The organism is Leisingera sp. F5, from assembly GCF_001593695.1.
In genome coordinates this window covers 1-2,966 of the sequence record NZ_LUKH01000309.1, presented here as the reverse complement: position 1 = coordinate 2,966, position 2,966 = coordinate 1, and the positions used below count along the sequence as shown (strand labels likewise).

General features: G+C 62.8%; 3 protein-coding genes. All 3 read right to left on the bottom strand.

The window, feature by feature from the left end:
* Window positions 1–779 (bottom strand): AraC family transcriptional regulator (locus tag A2I95_RS29380; protein ID WP_291735569.1); only part of this gene is annotated, 779 nt, incomplete at its 3' end.
* 13 nt (window positions 780–792) lie between these two features.
* The gene (locus A2I95_RS29375) at window positions 793–1,689 is read right to left on the bottom strand and encodes a homocysteine S-methyltransferase family protein (RefSeq protein ID WP_291735567.1); all 897 of its coding nucleotides are present in this window, start codon (window positions 1,687–1,689) and stop codon (window positions 793–795) included.
* A gap of 122 nt (window positions 1,690–1,811) precedes the next feature.
* On the bottom strand, window positions 1,812–2,966 hold a 1,155-nt coding region (locus A2I95_RS29370), incomplete at its 5' end, for an aminomethyltransferase family protein (RefSeq protein ID WP_291735565.1).

Here is a 2,966-nt window from a genome sequence, read left to right as displayed (position 1 = left end):
TTGAACTTGCGCTCCAGCGAGCGGGTGGAGATGCCAAGCTCGTCCACGATTTCGCTGATCGGCACCGGTTCTTCGATATTGTCCTGCATGATCCGGATGCAGTGGTCGAGGTCGCTGTCGCCGGTGATCGTCGGCTTGGCGCCGGCAAAGGGCTGCAGCGAGGAGAAGTCCCGCACCTGCTCGTGCAGCATGATGTTGGCCACGGTCATCTGTGCCGCGGCGGAGGTGAGCCGTCCGACAAGCGCCAGCACGATATCAACGGTGGACCCCATACCGGCACAGGTCACCACCAGTCCATCCTCGCTGGCCAGGGCATGGCTGGAATCGTTCAGCCCCATGCGCTCACGCAGAAGCGCGGAATTTTCCCAATGGGTGGTCAGCCGACCGGACGCGCCGCCCTGATCGCGGATGTAGCGGGCCGCAGCCTCGGCCAGCAGGTAGACCTTGCTGCCGCGGCAGGTGTAGCTGGAGATTACCCTGCCAAGACTGAGGCCGGGATCGTCCGGGTCCGAGTTGCCAAGAAAGAAAGCAAAATCAGCCGTCGGCTTAACCACGAAAGCTTCGGTGTCGACGCTAAGGCCCGCCTTACAGCCGACGCGCCCGCCCTGCAGGGACCGCATGGTCCATTTGAACGGCGGCTGCGCAAGCACCCGGTTGGCGATCCGCAGCACTTCGACCACAGCCGACATCTCCGTCAGCACAAACCCTTCGCTGACGATAATGTCGATGCTCCAGATCCGGGCCGGATCCGCAGCTTTGAGTTTGCCTTGAGATGCCATGCTGATCCCCCTGTCAGACGATCCGATGCCCGGCCGCGCGCAGCTGGCGGGCCAGTTCGGCAATGTGTTCCGGGCCAACTTCGCAGCAGCCGCCCACGATGGTGGCGCCCTGCGCGACCCAACCCATCGCAAATTCCGCATAAGGTTCGGGTCCCAGGTCCTGGCGCTGTTCCAGGGCATCCACAGTGGGGGCGTCCTGCAGGAAGCCCTCCGAAATCCGGGTGAAGCCGTTTGCGAAGGCCCCAAAAGGCTTACCGAAACCTCTCACGATGTTCAGTCCTTCGCCGATGACCTCTGGCCGGGAACAGTTGAGCAGAACCGCATCGGGCTGGAATTTCTCAATCAGCGGGGCAAGCGCGGCCAGCGGCTCCCCCGAGCGCAGCACTGTGCCGTCTTCGTCTGAAACAGAGACCGCCAGCCAGACCGGATTGTCCGCTTCCGCACAGCCCAGCAACGCGCCTTTGGCATGTTCCAGCGAGGAGACGGTTTCGATCAGGAAGAGATCAGACTGCGGGCCGAGCAATTTGACCAGTTCGGCGTAGGCAAGCTTTGCCTCTTCCGCCGGCGGGCAGATGTCAGGGCGGTAGGAGGCGATCAGCGGGCCAAGAGCCGCCGCGATACGGCCCGAGCCATGGGCGTCCCGCGCTGCAGCAGCTTGCGCGGTGGCCTTGTTCAGAAGCTCTTTGAAATGATCTTCCAGACCAGCGCGCTGCAACCGGTCGCGCAGAACCGCATAGGTGTTTGTAGTGGCAATAGTGGCGCCTGCGGCAAAGTAATCGGCATGGATCCCGCCAACCACCTCGGGCCTGTCAACCATCACAGCGGTGGACCACAAAGGTGTTGCGCGGTCGCCGGACCGTTTGACAACCTCTTGCCCGATCGAGCCATCCAGAAGCGTGATCTCAGCCATAGCAAACTGTCCTTATCTTGGTGCGCCTGCGCCGCCAGGATACAGGAAATGATCCGGCGGCGCGGGCTGTCTTTCATTGGGTGTCAGCCCGGATCATTGCGGCCCGGGCTGATGCTGGTTGATCAGGCGCGCAGGCGCTCGTTGGCCGGATCCCACAGCGGTTCGTCTTTCTGAACCACTGCACGGCATTTCTGCCCGTAAATCTCGACCTCCAGTTCGGTGCCCGGCACCGCCAGATCGGTGCGCACGGTGCCCAGCGCGATGGAGGCGCCCACACGGTAGCCCCAGTCGCCCGAGGTGGTTTCGCCCACGATTTCACCATCTTTCCAGACGCAGGACATATAGGGTGCGTCGGCGTCGCCGGCCTCAACGATCATGGTAACAAAAGTCTTTTTCGGACCCTGCTGCTTTTCGCTTTGGATCGCAGTCTTGCCCGGGAAGTCCTGCGGCTTGTCCAGCTTGATGAAACGGCCGAGGCCACCTTCGAGCATGGTGAAGTCGGTGGAGAGATCGCCCTTCCAGGTGCGGTAGCCCTTCTCAATCCGCAAGGAGTTCAGCGCGTACATGCCAAACGGCTTGGCACCACCTTCGATCAGGGCCGCGTAGATGTCACCCTGATGCGCGTTGGCGCAGTGGACCTCCCAGCCGAGTTCGCCGGCGTAAGACACCCGCGCCAGGAAGGCGGGCTTGCCTGCGACGGTGGCTTCCTGGTGGGTCAGCCAGCCGAGCGACAGATCAGCGTCGGAGATACCCGCGAACAGTTCACGCGACTTCGGACCGGTGACGATCATGGTCGCGAAGTCTGTGGTGCGGTCTGTCAGGGTCAGCCCGGACGGCAGCGCTTTGCGCAGGATCTCGAAGTCGTGCCACTGGGCCGAGCCTGCGGTGATCATGGTGAAGTGGTCTTCGCCGTGACGCACACAGGACATCTCGGTCAGGATACGGCCGCGGTCGTCCGAGAAATAGACCAGGTTCATCCGGCCTACCTTGGGCAACCCGCCGGTCACCAGGCCGCGCAGGAACTCCGCGGCGCCTTCGCCATCCAGATTGAAGCGCGAGAAGCCCGGCAGATCCAGAACACCGACGCCGTCACGCACGGCTTCGCATTCTTCCTTGATGCGCTGCTGCCACGGGCCGGAGCGGCCCCAGGTGTGGGTGGCTTCTTCAGACGTGTCATCACCCGGCTGCGCAAACCAGTTGGCGCGTTCCCAGCCGTTGTAAGCACCCATCACGCCGCCCAATTCCTTAATCTTGGCATGCACCTGGCTGACCTTCTT